14 protein-coding genes are annotated in these 16649 nt (G+C 72.5%); 12 read left to right on the top strand and 2 right to left on the bottom strand.

Features of this window, described 5'->3' with window-relative positions:
• Positions 1-11: 11 nt before the first annotated feature.
• The 4 genes from DEF28_RS04380 (at position 12) to rho (ending at position 5567) form a co-directional block, all read left to right on the top strand.
• Positions 12-833, top strand: a complete 822-nt coding sequence (locus DEF28_RS04380) for a 3-methyladenine DNA glycosylase (RefSeq protein ID WP_114397965.1) — start codon at positions 12-14, stop codon at positions 831-833.
• Between the two features lie 191 nt (positions 834-1024).
• Positions 1025-2089: a threonine synthase gene (gene thrC, locus DEF28_RS04375; RefSeq protein ID WP_114397966.1), complete on the top strand. Its 1065-nt coding sequence runs from the start codon at positions 1025-1027 to the stop codon at positions 2087-2089.
• A gap of 33 nt (positions 2090-2122) precedes the next feature.
• On the top strand, positions 2123-3103 hold the full coding sequence (thrB, locus tag DEF28_RS04370) for a homoserine kinase (RefSeq protein WP_114397967.1): 981 nt from the start codon (positions 2123-2125) through the stop codon (positions 3101-3103).
• Between the two features lie 436 nt (positions 3104-3539).
• Positions 3540-5567 carry a transcription termination factor Rho gene (rho, locus tag DEF28_RS04365; RefSeq protein ID WP_114397968.1) on the top strand — a complete coding sequence of 676 codons (2028 nt, stop codon included), beginning with the start codon at positions 3540-3542 and terminating at the stop codon, positions 5565-5567.
• Positions 5568-5729: 162 nt separating this feature from the next.
• On the opposite strand, the gene DEF28_RS04360 is transcribed toward rho, so the two are convergent.
• Both DEF28_RS04360 and DEF28_RS04355 read right to left on the bottom strand, forming a co-directional pair.
• Positions 5730-6107, bottom strand: a complete 378-nt coding sequence (locus tag DEF28_RS04360; RefSeq protein ID WP_114397969.1) for a PIN domain-containing protein — start codon at positions 6105-6107, stop codon at positions 5730-5732.
• Entirely contained in the window at positions 6104-6379 is a 276-nt protein-coding gene (locus DEF28_RS04355) for a hypothetical protein (protein ID WP_114397970.1), read from the bottom strand. The genes DEF28_RS04360 and DEF28_RS04355 overlap by 4 nt, the downstream gene beginning before the upstream one ends.
• Positions 6380-6666: 287 nt before the next feature.
• On the opposite strand from DEF28_RS04355, the gene DEF28_RS04350 reads away from it, so the two are divergent.
• From DEF28_RS04350 to DEF28_RS04315, 8 genes are all read left to right on the top strand, one after another.
• On the top strand, positions 6667-8457 hold the full coding sequence (locus tag DEF28_RS04350) for an L-lactate permease (protein WP_114397971.1): 1791 nt from the start codon (positions 6667-6669) through the stop codon (positions 8455-8457).
• A gap of 259 nt (positions 8458-8716) precedes the next feature.
• Positions 8717-10000: a serine hydrolase domain-containing protein gene (locus tag DEF28_RS04345; RefSeq protein WP_114397972.1), complete on the top strand. Its 1284-nt coding sequence runs from the start codon at positions 8717-8719 to the stop codon at positions 9998-10000.
• Between the two features lie 224 nt (positions 10001-10224).
• A complete protein-coding gene (gene rpmE / locus DEF28_RS04340) occupies positions 10225-10434 on the top strand; it encodes a 50S ribosomal protein L31 (RefSeq protein ID WP_114397996.1) in 210 nt (69 codons plus the stop codon).
• Positions 10435-10585: 151 nt separating this feature from the next.
• Positions 10586-11653 carry a peptide chain release factor 1 gene (gene prfA, locus DEF28_RS04335; RefSeq protein ID WP_114397973.1) on the top strand — a complete coding sequence of 356 codons (1068 nt, stop codon included), beginning with the start codon at positions 10586-10588 and terminating at the stop codon, positions 11651-11653.
• Positions 11650-12507, top strand: coding sequence for a peptide chain release factor N(5)-glutamine methyltransferase (gene prmC / locus DEF28_RS04330; protein ID WP_114397974.1), 858 nt, complete (start codon positions 11650-11652; stop codon positions 12505-12507). Before prfA ends, prmC begins: the two co-directional genes overlap by 4 nt.
• A 151-nt stretch (positions 12508-12658) precedes the next feature.
• Positions 12659-13483, top strand: coding sequence for an L-threonylcarbamoyladenylate synthase (locus tag DEF28_RS04325; RefSeq protein ID WP_114397975.1), 825 nt, complete (start codon positions 12659-12661; stop codon positions 13481-13483).
• 1282 nt (positions 13484-14765) lie between these two features.
• Positions 14766-15923, top strand: coding sequence for a glycosyltransferase family 4 protein (locus DEF28_RS04320; protein WP_114397976.1), 1158 nt, complete (start codon positions 14766-14768; stop codon positions 15921-15923).
• Positions 15924-16132: 209 nt separating this feature from the next.
• Positions 16133-16594, top strand: a complete 462-nt coding sequence (locus DEF28_RS04315) for a hypothetical protein (protein WP_114397977.1) — start codon at positions 16133-16135, stop codon at positions 16592-16594.
• The last annotated feature ends 55 nt before the right edge of the window (positions 16595-16649 follow it).

Raw genomic sequence — 16649 nt, 5'->3', positions numbered from 1 at the left:
CCGAGGGGCACCTGCGCCGCCGCGAGCGCGGCGTCCGCCACCCGGTCGAGGACTTCCTGTTCGAGTACTACAGCCACCGCCCGGCCCGGCTGCGCCGCTGGCACCCGGGCGCCGGCACGGTGCTGCTCGGTCCCGAGGCCGCCGAGCGGGCGGGCTGGCGCTGGCACCGCACGGTGTCGGTGCCGGACCGCGGCGGCGGGCCGGCCACCGGGGTCGCCCTCGACGTGCCGGCCTTCCTCGCCGACCGCGGGCGCACCGTGGAGTTCGTCGCGGCGCTGCTCGCGGCGACGGCCGGCCGCCCCGGGCACTTCGGCTGCTTCGGCCTGCACGAGTGGGCGATGGTCTACCGGCTGCCCGCGGAGGAGGTGCGGCACGGGTCGCTGCCGCTGCGGCTCGGGGCCGCGGGGACCGACGCCGTGGTCGAGAGCCACCACGTCCGGTGCTCGCACTTCGACGCCTACCGGTTCTTCACCCCGGCCGCGCGGCCCCGCAACCAGCTGCGCCCCGAGCGGTCCCGGCAGGCCGAACTGGAGCAGCCCGGCTGCCTGCACGCCAACATGGACCTGTACAAGTGGGCCTACAAGCTCGAACCCGCTGTGCCCGGCGACCTCGTGGCCGACTGCTTCGAACTCGCCCGCGACGTGCGGGTCCTCGACATGCGCGCCTCTCCCTACGATCTCAGCGGGTACGGCTATGCGCCGGTCCGCGTCGAGACCGCGGCGGGCAAGGCCGAGTACGTCGCCGCGCAGCGGGCCTTCGCCGAGCGCGCGCGGCCGCTGCGTGAGCGGCTGCTCGGCGTCTGCCGCCGGCTGCTCGGCGCGGATCCCCGCTGACCTCCGCCGCGGCGCGGCGGGACGCGGAATCCGACCGGGTCGCCGGCCGTCGTACACTGAGGCAGCGAATCCGCAGGTCTTCATCGTCGCTTCCGGCAGCCGGCAGTTCCCTGCCCGCCTCAGCGCCCGGGTCACCGGAACCGTCCCCATGACAGACCCCGCAGTTGGAACACCGCCTTTCGGAGGACCCTGTGCGTACGCCTCGTTCCTGGCGTGGAGTGATCGACGAGTACCGCGATCGGCTCCCCGTCACGGACACGACTCCCGCCGTCACCCTGCTGGAGGGCGGGACACCGCTGGTACCGGCGCCCCGGGTGTCGCAGCTGACCGGCTGCGAGGTCCTCCTCAAGGTCGAGGGCCTCAACCCCACCGGGTCCTTCAAGGACCGCGGTATGACCATGGCCATCACGAAGGCCGCCGAGGACGGCGCGAAGGCGGTCATCTGCGCCTCCACCGGCAACACCAGCGCGAGCGCGGCCGCCTACGCCGTGCGCGCCGGCATGACCTGCGCGGTCCTGGTGCCGCGCGGCAAGATCGCCATGGGCAAGCTCGCGCAGGCGCTCGTGCACGGCGCCCGACTGCTCCAGGTGGACGGCAACTTCGACGACTGCCTGGAACTCGCCCGCAAGCTCTCGGTCGACTACCCCGTCGCGCTGGTCAACTCGGTCAACCCCTACCGGCTCCAGGGGCAGAAGACCGCGTCCTTCGAGATCGTCGACACACTCGGCGACGCCCCCGACGTGCACTGCCTGCCCGTGGGCAACGCCGGGAACATCTCGGCGTACTGGATGGGCTACCAGGAGTACGCCGCCGACGGCGTCGCCTCGCGCACCCCGCGGATGTTCGGCTTCCAGGCCAGCGGCGCGGCGCCGATCGCCAACGGCGCGCCGGTCGCCCAGCCCCGCACCATCGCCACCGCGATCCGGATCGGCAACCCCGCCTCCTGGAAGCTGGCCGAGCGCGCCCGCGACGAGTCGGACGGCCGGATCGACGCCGTCACCGACCGCCAGATCCTGGCGGCCTACCGGCTGCTCGCGGCGGAGGAGGGCGTGTTCGTGGAGCTCGCCTCGGCGGCCAGCGTCGCCGGCCTGCTCCAGTCGGTGGCGGCCGGGCACGTCGAGCGCGGCAGCCGCGTGGTGTGCACCGTCACCGGCAACGGCCTGAAGGACCCCGACTGGGCCCTCGCCGGCGCCTCCTCGGCGACCACGGTCCCGGTCGACGCGCACGCCGCGGCCACCGCGCTCAACCTGGCCTGACCCCCTGCCCGCCTGACGTCGAAAGTCCCTTCCATGCCACAGACGCGCCGTTCGGCGGTGCACGTCCGCACCCCCGCGACCAGCGCGAACCTCGGCCCCGGCTTCGACGCGCTCGGGCTGGCCCTGGCGCTGCACGACGAGGTGACCGTCCGGGTCCGCGACGACGACCGCGTCACGGTCCGCGTCGAGGGGGAGGGCGCCGGGGAACTGCCGGCGGACGCCTCCCACCTCGTCGTCCGCGCCGCGCGCGCGGCCTTCGAGGCGGCGGGGGAGCGGCCGCCGGGCCTGGACCTGCACTGCCGCAACCGCATCCCGCACGGCCGCGGCCTCGGCTCGTCGGCCTCCGCGATCGTCGCCGGCGTCAGCGCGGCCACCGCGCTGCTCGGCGGCGACCCGGCCGCCGGCGACCGCGACCGGGTCTTCGAGCTGGCCGCCGACATCGAGGGGCACCCCGACAACGTCGCCCCGTGCGTCTACGGCGGCTTCACCGTCGCCTGGCGCGGCGCCGGCGGCTGGCGGGCGCTGTCCATGGCGGCGTCGCCGCTGCTGCGGCCGGTGGCGTGCGTCCCCGACCAGCGGCTGTCGACCGAGCGCGCCCGCGGCCTGCTGCCGCCGACGGTGCCGCACGCCGACGCCGCGTTCACCGCGGGCCGCGCCGCGCTGCTCGTCGCGGCGGTGACCGCGCGCCCGGAGCTGCTGCTGGAGGCCACGGAGGACCGGCTGCACGAGTCCTACCGCGCCGCCGCCATGCCGGCCAGTGCCGAGCTGGTCCGGCGGCTCCGCGAACGTGACGGAGTCCCCGCGGTGATATCGGGCGCCGGACCCACCGTGCTCGTGCTCGGGCGGGCTCCGGAGACCGGCTCACCAGGCGCGGAGGGCGGCGCCGCGCCGGATCTCACGCAAATCAGTGCCGGGCCGGCGGATTCAATTGGCGAGCGAGCGGGTACTGGTTGGCACATACGCCCCTTAAGAATCGATCCGGCAGGGGTATGTATCAGTTCTCCCCGTTCATAGACTTGTGTCGAGGAATAGCTGTGGGCTCCGGTGATGTTAGGCTAGGTGAGGCACCAGATGCCCCAATGCGGGGCGTGTGCTCATCCGCCGCAGTGTCTTCCGCGCCTTCCGCACAAGTGGCCTCTTCCACGCGCGCGCTGTGCACGGTCGGCACTGTGTCGAGTTCACGGCGCTCCCGTGGCACTGCCCACTTCACTTCAATCCCGCATTCCGCACACAGGAACGACAGGATGATCCGCGGGCAGCACCAGCGAGCCCAACGCCCCGACGTCTGGTTGTACCCAGAGCCCGCCGCGATTGGGTAGGGAACCGCTCGTTCGACGGTTCCCGGCATCCACGTGGGGCAAGCCCGACCCGGCCCCTGCCGGTTCGCACCACCGGGCTGGCCGTTCAGCCATGATGACGGCCCCAGCCCGCTCCTTGGGAAGGACCCTTAGTGAGCGACACGACCGAACTCCACACGGACGCGGCGGTCAGCACGCAGAACACGACCGTGTCCGGTGAGGCCGGCGACGCCGCGCCCCCCGGCAAGAGCGCGCCCGCGCGGTCCCGGAGCCGTTCCGGCGGTACCGGCCTGGCCGCCCTGAAGCTGACCGAGCTTCAGCGTCTGGCGTCGAGTCTCGGTATCACGGGTACGGGGCGCATGCGCAAGAACGACATCATCACGGCCATCGAGGCCAAGGGCGGCCCGGTCGACGCGCCGCAGGCCGCGAAATCGGCGAAGTCCGCCGATGCCGCCGGCGCAGCCGGTAAGGTCGACGCCACCGACGGTTCGTCCTCGAGCCGGCGTTCCGTCAGGAAGGTCTCCGCGAAGAACGGCGAGGCCGTGCGGAACGCGACTACGGGCGAGGCCGGGGTGGCCACCGAGGCCCCCAGCGCGCCGAGCGAGGGGGCGGCGGACCAGGCCGAGCGCTCTGAGAAGCCCACCCGGGGCCGTCGGTCGTCCCGCAAGCGTGGGGACGAGCCCGGCGACCAGCAGGCGCCGTCCGACGGCACCGATTCCTCTACCTCCGCGAGCAGCGTGACCAAGACATCCAACACTTCGCAGACCAGCGGCGCCGAGTCCGGCCAGAACGGCCAGGGCGGGCGGGAGCGCCAGCGCAACCGCCGCAACCGCGACGAGCGCCGCACCAACCGCGACGACGGCTCCGGCGCCGACCAGCAGCCGCAGAGCGGCCACCAGCAGGGCGGCGGCCAGGGCCGGAACAAGCAGCAGGACGACGACGACGACTTCGGCGGCGGCCGCCGGCGCGGCCGGCGGCGCGACCGCCGGGACCGCCGCGGCGGACGCGACCGGCAGGACACCGAGCCGGTGATCAACGACGACGACGTCCTCCTGCCGGTGGCCGGCATCCTGGACATCCTCGACAACTACGCCTTCGTGCGCACCACCGGCTACCTGCCCGGCGCGAACGACGTGTACGTGTCGCTGGCCCAGGTCCGCAAGAACGGCCTCCGCAAGGGCGACGCCATCACCGGCGCGGTCCGCCAGCCCCGCGAGGGCGAGCGCCGGGAGAAGTTCAACGCGCTCGTCCGGCTCGACACCATCAACGGGATGGCCCCCGAGCAGGCCCGCCACCGTCCGGAGTTCTCCAAGCTCGTCCCGCTGTACCCGCAGGAGCGGCTGCGGCTGGAGAGCGAGCCGAACATCCTGACCACCCGGATCATCGACCTGATCGCGCCCATCGGCAAGGGCCAGCGCGGCCTCATCGTCTCGCCGCCCAAGGCGGGCAAGACCATGGTGCTGCAGTCCATCGCCAACGCGATCACCGAGAACAACCCCGAGTGCCACCTCATGGTCGTCCTCGTCGACGAGCGGCCGGAAGAGGTCACCGACATGCAGCGCACGGTCAAGGGCGAGGTGATCCACTCGACCTTCGACCGTCCGGCCGAGGACCACACCACGGTCGCGGAGCTCGCCATCGAGCGGGCCAAGCGGCTGGTGGAGATGGGCCTGGACGTCGTGGTGCTGCTCGACTCCATCACCCGGCTCGGCCGCGCCTACAACCTCTCCGCTCCGGCGAGCGGGCGCATCCTGTCCGGTGGTGTCGACTCCACCGCGCTGTACCCGCCGAAGCGGTTCTTCGGCGCGGCGCGCAACATCGAGAACGGCGGCTCCCTGACGATACTGGCCACCGCGCTGGTCGAGACCGGCTCCCGGATGGACGAGGTCATCTTCGAGGAGTTCAAGGGCACCGGCAACATGGAGCTCAAGCTCAACCGCCAGCTCGCCGACAAGCGCATCTTCCCGGCGGTCGACGTCGTGGCCTCCAGCACGCGGAAGGAGGAGATCCTGATGTCCGGCGAGGAGCTGAGCATCATCTGGAAGCTCCGCCGCGTGCTGCACGCCCTCGACACCCAGCAGGCGCTGGAGCTGCTGCTGGACAAGATGAAGGAGAGCAAGAGCAACACCGAGTTCCTGCTCCAGGTGCAGCAGACGACGGTGGGTCCGAACGACCGCTGATCGAGGTCGTGATCGGGGTCCGTTGCCCTTCCGCTTCAGGGTGGAAGGGCAACGGACCCGATTTTTTTACGCGCTCCGCCGCCACGGGGTAGCACCGGCGGCGATAATGCAGGAGGCGTCCCTCCCCACCTTCACTGGGGAGGGACGCCTCGGCTCGAGCGATCAGACCTGCTTGATGACCGCGTCCGGATAGAGTTTCCGGATGTCCTCGGGGTCAGAGGTCAGCACCGGCCACCCGGTTTCGCGGGCGATCAGGCTGACGTGGGCGTCGACGACGTCGGACGTCCCGGCATGGCGGAGGATTCGGCCGATCCGCCGTCCCACCTGGTAGTCGAGCGGGGCGACCTCGGTGGTCTTCAGCTTGAGCAACGAGTTGATCGCGGCCTGCTGCGGTGTCCCACGCCAGACCTGTGCGAACACCCCGGCCGGGATCACCAGCGGGCGGTTTTTGCGATGCGCATCGTCCATGACCCCGATGATGAAGTCCTGCCGTCGTTCCAGTGCGATGAGCGCCCCGGCGTCAAGCACGAATCCGATCACGCCGCGCCCGCCTCGCAGGAGCGTCCCTCAAGGCGCCGCTCCAGCTCGTCCACCCCGGCGAGGAAGTCGTCCAGTTCCGCCTGGACCTCGGGGGAGCGCCTGGCCTGGGACTCCGCCACCATGTCCATCCAGAGCCGGTCGCCTCGCTGCTCTTCGAGGCGCCGCTCAAGCAGCTCTGCCACCCAGCTGGAGACCGACTGATCGCCGGCCGCCTCCTTGATCTTCTCCATGAGCTCCTCCGGAATGCTGATGGTGAGCCGCTTGATCGCCATGCCTCAATCATAACGGCGTATGCATGACTGTCGAGGTGTGGTGACCTGCGGCTCCGTGCGGGATCAATCTAACGCGTAATTTCGTGGCTACTGACCGTGCTGACGCGTTCGAGTGGGGCGAACGGGGGTGAAGCGCGGCTTATAGGCAACGACGAGTGCCCCGCAAATCCGGACTTCCGGGCGGGAATGTGCCCTGAGTCACGATCACGTCTTTACGGCGCCCCCGTCACCGGTTTACCTTTCAACCAGTAACCAGCCGTGCACTCCCACCCCCAGGAGGCCGCCGGATGGACAACCTCGCCCTGCTCAGTCTGTGCGCGCTCGCGCCCATCCTCGTCGTGGGGGTGCTGCTCGTCGGGCTGCGCTGGCCGGCGAAGTACGCCATGCCGGTCGGGTACCTCGTCGTCGTGGCGGTGGCCGCGCTGGTCTGGCGGGTCGACTGGCTGGTGATCGCGGCCTCGACCCTCCAGGGGCTCATCCTCGCCGGCGGCCTGCTCTACATCATCTTCGGAGCCCTGCTGCTGCTCGCCACCCTCACCAAGAGCGGCGCCATCCAGACCATCCGGGCCACCTTCACCGGCATCAGTCCCGACCGGCGGGTACAGGCGGTCGTCATCGGCTGGCTGTTCGGCGGCTTCATCGAGGGCGCCTCCGGCTTCGGCACCCCGGCGGCCGTCGTGGCGCCGCTGCTGCTCGCGCTCGGCTTCCCCGCCATGGCCGCGGTCATGGTCGGCCTGGTCATCCAGAGCACGCCGGTGAGTTTCGGCGCGGTCGGCACACCGATCCTCGTCGGAGTGGCCGGCGGCCTGGAGGGATCGCCCGAGGTCGCCGCCCGCGCCGCCGAACTCGGCGTGACCGTGCCGGGGCTGGTGGACGGGATCGGCCTGCAGACCGTGCTGCTGCACGCGGTGTGCGGTTCCCTCGTCCCGGTCTTCCTGTGCTGCATGCTGTGCGGCTACTACGGCGGCCCGGGCGGGGTCGCGGAAGGGTTGCGCGTCTGGCCGTTCGCGCTGTTCTCCGCCTTCGCGCTGACCGTGCCCTCGGTCCTGTACAACGCCTTCCTGGGCGTGGAGTTCACCTCCCTGCTGGGCGCGCTGACCGGCCTGCTGATCGTGGTCGCCGCGGCGCGCCGCGGCTTCCTGCTGCCCCGGACCACGTGGGACTTCCCGCCGCGGGAGCGGTGGCCGGCGCGGTGGAGCGGCGGCCTGGACCCGGGGAGCGAGGACGTCGCCGTGGCCGACGACCGCCGGATGGGCCTGCTCCGCGCCTGGGCGCCCTACCTGCTGGTCGCCGCGCTGCTGGTGGCCACCCGGATGGTGCCACCGCTCACGGACGCGCTGACCGCCGTGCGGGTCGGCGCCGACGACATCTTCGGCACCGCCATCGGCGACGCCGTCCAGCCGCTGTACTCCCCGGGCGGCGTCTTCATCCTCGTGAGCCTCGCCACCTACGCGCTGCACCGGATGAGCCGCGAGCGGATCGCCGCCTCGTGGCGCATGGCGGGCGGCCAGATCGCCGGCGCCGCGGTGGCACTGCTGTTCGCGGTCCCGCTGGTGCGGGTCTTCATCAACAGCGGCGCGGAGTTCGGCGACACCGACCTCGCCAGCATGCCGCTCACCCTGGCCGAGGGCGCGGCCTCGATGGCCGGCGGCGCCTGGCCGGTGTTCGCCCCGTGGATCGGCGCGCTCGGCGCGTTCGTCGCGGGCAGCAACACCGTCTCCAACCTGATGTTCGCGCTGTTCCAGTTCGCCACGGGGGAGCGGATCGGGGTGCCGCCGGAGACCATGGTGGCGGCGCAGGCGGTCGGCGGGGCCGCCGGCAACATGGTCACGGTGCACAACGTGGTGGCCGCGTCAGCGGTGGTCGGGCTGGTCGGCCGCGAGGGCGACATGATCCGGCAGACCCTGGTCCCGCTCTGCTACTACCTGGTCCTCGCCGGTGCCGTGACCTACCTCGCCGTCTACGGTGCGGGGGCCAACCTGGGCACCCTCCTGGCGATCGCCCTCGCGGCGGTGCTCGCCGCGGTCGCGGTGCTCGTCCGCCGGGCCGGGCGGCGCCGCGCGGACGGGGGCCACTAGTTTCCCGCCGCGCCCGGTTTCACACCTCGCTCGGCCGTGAATCTGGTCACTCCCGCAGCCGATGCGGCGGTGTCCGAAACCGGCGGCACCGGGCGGCGCCGCCGCCCGGCAGCGCGCGGCCACGCCCCTGGGCAGCGGCGGGACCCGCCACCGGCCCCGCCAGCTGGCCGCGGCGGAGTCCGGGACCGCCTGCGCCGCCGGCCTTCGCGCGGTCCCGCGGTGTTCGCCAAATCGGGGGTTCCGTGCTTCGATTCCAGCGATGGTCACCAAACGAGGGGCCGTAGTCGCGGGCGTGGCCGCGGCGGCCGTCGGACTGGCGATCCTGACCCCGGCCCTCCATCCCCTGGAGTGGATCGAGCCCGGATCCGCCTCAGAAGCCACGCGGACACCGGCCGCACCGGAGACGACACCACCCCCGCCCCGGATCTCCGCGGCGGAGCGCGTCCGGCTGCAGCGGGCGCTCAACACGGTCGTCGCCGAGGGGTCCAGCGGCGCGGTCGCCGAGCTGGTCGAGACCAACGAGGGCGGCAGCGACACCTGGAACGGCGTCGCCGGTGTCGCCGACCGCACCACCGGCGAGCCGGTCGACCCGGAGGCGCACTTCCGGATCGCCAGCCTGTCCAAGCCGTTCGCGGCGGCGGCGCTGCTCCAGCTCGTGGGTGAGGGGAAGGCCGGGCTCGACGACCCCGTCGAGCGGCACCTGCCCGGCGTGGTCGAGGGCGGCGACGCCATCACGCTGCGGATGCTGCTGAGCCACACCAGCGGTCTGTTCAGCTTCAACCGCGCCATGCCCAGCGTGCTCGACGACCGCGACCGCGTATGGCGGCCCGAGGAGCTGGTGCGGGTCGCCAACGAGCAGGGGCCGGTGTTCGAGCCGGGGACCGACGTCGCCTACTCCAACACCAACTACGTCCTGGTCGCGATGGTCATCGAGGCGATCACCGGGCAGCCCTACGACGAGGTCGTACGGCAGCGCATCCTGGAACCGCTGGACCTGACCGAGACCTACATCCCCCGCGACTCCGCGATGCCCGAGCCGGCCATGCACGCCTACCTGGCGGTGCGCCCCTACGCGGGCGCCGAACGCCAGCCGGTCGACATCACCGAGTTCAACCCCACCCGGTGGTACGGCACCGCGCAGCTCGTCTCCACCGTCAGCGACGTCAACCGGTTCTACTCGGCGCTGTTCGGCGGGCAGGTCCTCGACGACGAGATGCTTACCGAGATGCTCGAGATCCAGGCCACCGACGACGAGGGCGTGGGGTACGGGCTCGGTCCGCGGCACTACACCCTCACCTGCGGGGTGAAGGTGTGGATGCACTCCGGCAACATCCCCGGGTACCGCAACTGGACGGTGCACAGCGAGACCCGGCACTTCACCATGTTCCAGGCCCGCTACGTGGCCAACCCCGACCCGCCGGCGTGGAGCGCCATCGAGACGGTGATGTGCCCGGACCCGGCCGCGCCGCAGACCGAACCGACGCCGACCGACTTCCCCAGCGAGCAGGTCACCGGGCCGGAGATGGAGCAGGGCGCGGGTTGACCCCTGCGTGGCGGGACGCGGGGTGCGTCTGCGTGGCGGAACGCATGGCACGTCTGCGTGGCGGAACGGACCCCGGGGAATACCAGCTGGACACGGGAGGTTTCAAGGTCTGGCAAACTGGTATATCGACCGCCGCGGTACCGGTTCGCGCATGCCCGAACACAGCAGCCACGCCTTTCGTGCTGCGCGTGCGTCCGGCGACCGCCACCAGCGAGGAGATCCACATGAAGGCCGACATCCACCCCGAGTACGTCGTGACCCAGGTGACCTGCACCTGCGGCAACACGTTCGTCACCCGCAGCACCGCGCAGGGCGGCAGCATCCGCGCCGACGTGTGCTCGGCCTGCCACCCGTTCTACACGGGCAAGCAGAAGATCCTGGACACCGGCGGCCGGGTCGCCCGCTTCGAGAAGCGCTTCGGCAAGCGCCAGTAGCGTCCTGCCCTCGGCGGCGCCGGCCACGGACACCGCGTGTGTCCGGTGGTCGGCGCCGCCGCAGTAGGCGGTTGACCACGGGGTCAGCGCGGCACGGCCGCGCGCCCGCTCGGCGAGCCGGGCGATCCGACGCTATCGACGGGACTGAGACGTGAAGCTGGACGACCTTCTGGGCGAGTACTACGAGCTGGAACAGCGCCTCGCCGATCCCACCGTGCACGCCGACCAGTCGCTGGCCCGCAGACTGGGGCGCCGGTACTCCCAGCTCACGCCGATCATCGCGGCCTACCGCGAGCTGCGGCAGGTCGAGAGCGACATCGAGGCCGCTGAGGAGCTCGCGGCCGAGGACTCCTCGTTCGCCGAGGAGGCCAAGCAGCTCGCCGTGCAGCGCGACGAACTGGTCGAACGGCTGCGCCGGCTGCTCATCCCGCGCGACCCCAACGACGACAAGGACGTCATCCTGGAGGTCAAGGCCGGGGAGGGCGGTGAGGAGTCCGCGCTGTTCGCCAGCGACCTGGTGCGCATGTACCTGCGCTACGCCGAGCGCCAGGGCTGGAAGACGGAGGTCATCGACGCCACCCACTCCGACCTGGGCGGCTACAAGGACATCACCATCGCCTTCAAGGCCAAGGCCGGCGCCGAACCCGGCCGGGGCGTCTGGACGCAGCTGAAGTTCGAGGGCGGCGTGCACCGCGTGCAGCGGGTCCCGGTGACCGAGTCGCAGGGCCGCATCCACACCTCCGCGGCGGGGGTGCTGGTGGTGCCCGAGGCCGAGGAGGTCGACGTCGAGGTCCACGACAACGACCTGCGCATCGACGTGTTCCGCTCCTCGGGGCCCGGCGGGCAGAGCGTCAACACCACCGACTCCGCGGTCCGCATCACGCACCTGCCGACCGGCATCGTGGTGTCCTGCCAGAACGAGAAGAGCCAGCTGCAGAACAAGGAGCAGGCTCTGCGCATCCTGCGGTCCCGGCTGCTGGCCGAGGCGCAGGCCGCCGCCGACGCGGAGGCGCAGGCGGAGCGCAAGAACCAGGTGCGTACCGTCGACCGCTCCGAACGGGTCCGGACCTACAATTTCCCCGAGAACCGCATCTCCGACCACCGGGTCGGCTACAAGGCCTACAACCTCGACCAGGTCCTCGACGGCGACCTGAGCGGTGTGCTCCAGGCCCTGATCGACGCGGACACCAAGGAAAGGCTGGAGCAGGCGTCGCAATGAACTTCCTGCTCGACGAGGTCGCGCGGGCCACGCTTCGGTTGGCCGAGGCGGGGGTCGCGTCGCCGCGCGCCGACGCCGAGGAACTCGCGGCGTTCGTGCACGGCGTTCGTCGAGGGGAGCTGCACAGCGTCGCCGACGGCGACTTCGACGCGCTCTACTGGGAGTGCGTCGCCCGCCGCGCCGCCCGCGAGCCGCTCCAGCACATCACCGGACGCGCCTACTTCCGCTACCTGGAGCTGAGCGTCGGGCCCGGGGTCTTCGTCCCGCGGCCCGAGACCGAGATCATGGTCGGCTGGGCCATCGAGACGCTGCGGGCCATGGACGTCGCCGACCCGCTGGTGGTGGACCTCGGCACCGGCTCCGGGGCCATCGCCATCTCCATCGCGCAGGAGGTGCCCCGCTCCCGGGTGCACGCCGTCGAACTCGACCCGGACGCGCTCGCCTGGGCGCGGCGCAACATCGACGCCAGCGGCCACGCCGACCGCGTCACCGCGCACCACGCCGACATGCGCACGGCGCTGCCGGCGCTCGGCGGCCGCGTGGACCTCCTGATCAGCAACCCGCCCTACGTCCCGACCGAGGACGCCCACCGGATCCCGCCCGAGGTGCGCAACTTCGACCCCGCGCCGGCGCTGTGGTCGGGCGGCGACGGACTGGACATGATCCGGGAACTGGAGCACGTCGGCCGCCGGCTGCTGCGCCCCGGCGGCGCCATGGCGATCGAGCACGGGGACGGCCAGGGCATCGACATCCCGCGGCTGTTCCCCGAGGAACTGGGCTGGCGCGACGTCCGCAACCGCAAGGACCTCGCGCACCGGGACCGCTTCGTCGTCATGCGGCGGGCCGACGACTAGGGAGCGCCGTTCGGACGCTCCGGGAGACCGCGATGACGCGAGGGACACGGCGCGCGCCGCCGGCGGGCCGGCCGGCTGCCAAGAGCCGGCGCGTCCGCACGGCGGGCCGCCGCGCCCGCGCGCAACGACCAGCCAGGAGGAGTGAGTTCGCGTGAGCCGCAGTTACGACTGTGCCGACGAAGAGGAGCGCACGAAGGGCATCGCCGACGCCGCCTCCACGGTGCGCCGCGGTGAGCTCGTCGTGCTGCCCACCGACACCGTCTACGGGATCGGCGCCGACGCCTTCAGCCCCGCCGCGGTGTCCGGGCTGCTCGGCGCCAAGGGGCGCGGGCGGGACATGCCGCCGCCGGTCCTCGTCGGATCGGTCCGGGCCGCGCAGGCCCTGATCGAGGACCTCGGGACGCGCGGCCAGGACCTGATCGAGGAGTTCTGGCCCGGGCCGCTGACGATCGTCTGCGCCGCGACGCCCAGCCTGTCCTGGGACCTCGGCGACACCAAGGGGACGGTGGCGGTGCGGATGCCGATGCACCCGGTGGCCCTGGAGCTGCTCAAGGAGGTCGGCCCGATGGCGGTGAGCAGCGCCAACCTCTCGGGGAGCCCGGCCGCCACGACCGCCGAGCAGGCCGCGGAACAGCTCGGCGACCGCGTCTCGGTCTACCTCGACGGCGGCCCCTGCGCCGACTCAGTGCCGTCCACTATCGTCGACCTCACCTACGCGGTACCCCGCGTGCTGCGGGCCGGCGCCATCCCGGTGGACCGGCTGCGCGCGGTGTGCGGCACCGTCATCGGCCTGTCCCGGCCCGTGGGCCGACCGGAGCCGTCGTCGGAGGAGGCGGCGGCCGAGCCGGGGGAGGACGGCACCGCCGTGCCGCCCACCAGCCCGCAGGCGGGCGCCGAAGGCGCCGCCCCGGCGGAAACGGGGAGCGGCGAAGGCGCCCGCGGCACCGAGGAGCGGAGGAAGCCGGGCGAGGGGTAGCCGTCCCCGGCACCGCCCGCGGTCCGGACCAGCGACGCGGGTCCGCGGCGGGGTGGTGGAGGGGGCTCCGACCCCGCCGTACCGGCCCGCAGGCCGGACGTGGCAGGCGCTCCGCCCCGCGCCCGCGGTGCGGGGCGCTCGCGGACCGGCTGCCGCGCGGCGCCACGGCGGCCGCGGGGACGGCCAGGGTTGGGGCAGACCGCGGCGCGGCCGCGTCCGCCGCGCAGAACCCGCACGGCGCCCTCGCAGAGTGGCTCCGCCACAGGAGCGGACGCCTCGGCGCCGCCGCCCGCGGACGGGGGACCGGCCGGCGGGCGGGATCGCCGATGAAGGACGCCGGTTCTCCTGCTCGCTGGTCGTGCACCCGGTCCATGGCCGCCGGACCGGAGCTCCGGTCAGCCGGTCGCGCCCGGTCGCGCCCGGTCGCGGTGCCGAGTGCCGCGGTCCGCTGGTGGAAGCGGACCCGCGGCCACCGCTCACGCGTGCGACGCGGCATCTCCGGCTCCAGCTGGTTCTCCGGCGTCGGAGCAGCGGTCCCGGACCTCCGGCACGGCCAGGAGAACACCGCGGCCCGGGGCCGAGGCCGTGCTGGCGGGCAGGCCGGGGCGGCAGAGGCCCGGGCCGGCAGCGGCGGGCTCGATCCCCGTCCCGGCAAGAGCCCCTGTCCTCCCCGGTCGCGGACGGCTCCGGCGCTGTCCGGCGTTGTCCGACGCAGTTGGAGCAGGCGCCCGGCCGGGCTCGGGCCGCCTTCGGCGCGTTGCCCGGGGGGGACATGGCCGTCGAGAGGAACGCGGAGCGCGGTGGGAAGGACGTCGGGGCTGGTCGTCCCACAGTCCTGGAATGCCCTTCGCCATGGGGGCGGCTGGTTCGGCGAACCGCCGGCGGCCCGGGTGGTGTACGGTTCCATGATCGGCGGCCGCGCCTCGGACCTGCCGCAGGCGGCTGCCTGCCCGGGGTCGGGTCCCGGCCTCCGGCCGCACCCGCCCTGGCGCTCCGGGGAGGCGGGCCGGAGCCCTCCCGTGGACAGCCGCACCGCGCGGGCCCCGGCGGGCCGCCGCGGCGGCCACCCCGTGACGGGCCCGGGCGCCGCTGCGCCGGGGAGCCGCCCTCGGCGGTGGTACACCCTTGCGGTCACGACCGGCGTGCGATTCCGCTTCCCTTGATCGTCGATCACGCGGAAAACGGAGTGGAGTAGTGCTAGCGTCGTTCCCATCCTCAGATCCGTCCCGCGTCGGCGTGCCCGATCGGCGCGGAAGGCCCATGGAAGGCTCCTGGAAAAGCCGTGCGTGAGTACGCGCTGACGTTCATCATCGCCGTGGCGGTCACCTACCTGCTGACCCCCTTCGTGCGGCGGGCCGCGATCGCCTTCGGGGCGGTGCCCCCGGTCCGCGACCGGGACGTGCACACCGAACCCATCCCGCGGCTCGGCGGTGTCGCCATGTACGGGGGGTTCGCGGCCGCGCTGCTCATCTCCGCGCAGCTGCCGCACCTCCAGGAGGTCTTCCTCGGCCCCACATGGCGGGGCCTGCTGATGGCGGGCGGGCTCATCACGGTCATCGGCATCATCGACGACCGCTGGGGCATGGGCCCCATCCCCAAGCTGGCCGGCCAGATCGCCGCCGCGGGCATCCTGGTCTGGCAGGGGGTGCAGCTGCTGTGGCTGCCATTGCCGGGGACCACTCTGCTGCTCGGCCAGGAGCTGGGGACCGTGCTGTCGGTCCTGATGATCGTCGTCACCATCAACGCGGTGAACTTCGCCGACGGCCTCGACGGGCTGGCGGCGGGCATCGTCGCCATCTCGGCGTTCGCGTTCTTCGCCTACTACTACGTGGTGGCCGTGGACCGGGGCTTCGACCGGCAGTCCTACCCGGCGATGATCGGGATCATCCTGGCCGGCGTCTGCGTCGGCTTCCTGTTCCACAACTTCAACCCGGCCCGGGTGTTCATGGGCGACACCGGGTCGATGCTGATCGGCCTGCTGCTCGCCTCGATCACGATCACGGTCACCGGCCAGTTCGACGCCAACGCCTCGCGTGACTTCAACGCCGGCGGCCTGGTGGTGTTCCTGCCCATCCTGCTCCCGCTGCTGGTGCTCGCGCTGCCGCTCGCCGACCTCGTGCTCGCGGTGGTCCGCCGGACGCTCGCCGGGAAGTCGCCGTTCGCCCCGGACAAGAAGCACCTGCACCACCGCCTGCTCGAACTCGGCCACTCGCACGCCCGCGCGGTGCTGCTCATGTACCTGTGGGCGGCGATCATCGCGTTCGCGTCGGTGGCGCTGTCGATCTTCAACGCCCCGTTCACGGTGCTGACCGTGACCGTCATGGTGGCGATCTGCGCGGTGGGACTCATCACGCTGCCGCGGTTGCGGCGCCGCCGGGAGCTCGCACGGGCGAAGGCCGCCGCGGGGGAGGTCGCATCGGATCGCACGTCCGCCGGCTGACCGCCGGGCCGCCCCCGGCCGGCCGCACCAACCGCCGAGACGCCGCCCACGCGCGGTGACATAACCGACAATGGTCACCAAAATCGCTGCTGTACGGGCCTTCACCTCCCCGGTAAGAGCGGGATAAAGCGCACCCTGGATCCGGGCCGAAAATCCTTGTGATAGCTTTCACGAGCAGGCACCCCACCGAACAGCACCGGAGCTTCTTCATGCAGGAACACGACGCCCGGATCCTCCGCGGCGCCGCGATTCCGACCGCCGTCGTCGGCGTGATCGCCACGGTCGTGGCGTTCGCGACGGCCGGTGTCCACGGGCTCACCGGCGCGGTTGCGGGCACGGTTCTGGTCATCCTCTTCTTCGCCGTATCCGCGATCGTCATCGCCTGGGTCGGCAAGAACTGGCCGCCCCTGGTCCTCATGGCCGGCCTGGCCACCTACACCGTCAAGGTCGCGGTCCTCGGCATCGTGCTGGTCCTCTTCGGAGGAACCACGGTGTTCGACGGGAACGCGTTCGCTCTCACCGCCGCCGTGTGCGTCGTGACCTGGCTGACCGGCCACTCCATCGGCAGCATGAAGGTGCGCCGGCTCTACGTCGAGCCCGAAGACTCCGCGGAGCGGGACGCCGATCCCGCGCCGACGGGCGGGGCCGATGCCGTCGAGGACAGACGGTGAGCCGGCGAGCTCTTCCCTTCCCCGCCGCGGAGGCGGTTCGGGGTGATGTGCGAAC

The sequence above is a fragment of the Marinitenerispora sediminis genome (genome assembly GCF_003336425.1).
GTDB classification, from domain to species: domain Bacteria; phylum Actinomycetota; class Actinomycetes; order Streptosporangiales; family Streptosporangiaceae; genus Marinitenerispora; species Marinitenerispora sediminis.
This window is presented reverse-complemented; position numbering and strand designations above follow the sequence as displayed.

Excerpts from the sequence above, each read along its gene's own strand:
- DEF28_RS04355 (WP_114397970.1), bottom strand. The coding sequence starts at position 6,379 with ATGGCGATCAAGCGGCTCACCATCAGCATTCCGGAGGAGCTCATGGAG.
- DEF28_RS04345 (WP_114397972.1), top strand. The coding sequence starts at position 8,717 with ATGGTCACCAAACGAGGGGCCGTAGTCGCGGGCGTGGCCGCGGCGGCC.
- DEF28_RS04315 (WP_114397977.1), top strand. The coding sequence starts at position 16,133 with ATGCAGGAACACGACGCCCGGATCCTCCGCGGCGCCGCGATTCCGACC.
- rpmE (WP_114397996.1), top strand. The coding sequence starts at position 10,225 with ATGAAGGCCGACATCCACCCCGAGTACGTCGTGACCCAGGTGACCTGC.
- prmC (WP_114397974.1), top strand. The coding sequence starts at position 11,650 with ATGAACTTCCTGCTCGACGAGGTCGCGCGGGCCACGCTTCGGTTGGCC.
- thrB (WP_114397967.1), top strand. The coding sequence starts at position 2,123 with ATGCCACAGACGCGCCGTTCGGCGGTGCACGTCCGCACCCCCGCGACC.
- DEF28_RS04350 (WP_114397971.1), top strand. The coding sequence starts at position 6,667 with ATGGACAACCTCGCCCTGCTCAGTCTGTGCGCGCTCGCGCCCATCCTC.